The organism is Pontibacter harenae, assembly GCF_020907245.1.
Classification (GTDB): Bacteria; Bacteroidota; Bacteroidia; order Cytophagales; family Hymenobacteraceae; genus Pontibacter; species Pontibacter harenae.
In genome coordinates this window covers 1-338 of record NZ_JAJJWH010000111.1, presented here as the reverse complement: position 1 = coordinate 338, position 338 = coordinate 1, and the positions used below count along the sequence as shown (strand labels likewise).

At 38.8% G+C, this 338-nt stretch carries 1 protein-coding gene; it reads right to left on the bottom strand.

The annotated features are described in order from the left end of the window. The coding region (locus LN893_RS20420) for a hypothetical protein (RefSeq protein ID WP_439651237.1) at positions 1 to 338 on the bottom strand (338 nt) is incomplete at both ends.

Sequence of the window (338 nt, the reverse complement as noted above, 5' to 3'; positions counted from 1 at the left end):
GTAAACCCTTTAGCTGCATATAACTGCCGATATGTAGCTATCCGCGTGACAGTTTGCTGCGTTTCACCAGTCAAATAACCCATAAAACCTTCTTTGAAATACTGATTAAAATATAACTGAAGGTTATAAAATCCCGCAAAAGAGTTTAAGGCAGCTATAAACCGGGCATAAGCGGCTACTACCAAACCAGATGTGCCAGTATTAGGAGGTGCTGAGGATAGTATAAATATGACAATTGGTAAAAACAATAATCCCGACGAGGCACCCTGTAAAAAAACAGGAAAAATAAGGTCTGTAAAAGCCAGGTCAGGAGTCATCATAAAATAAATCCAAAGGTT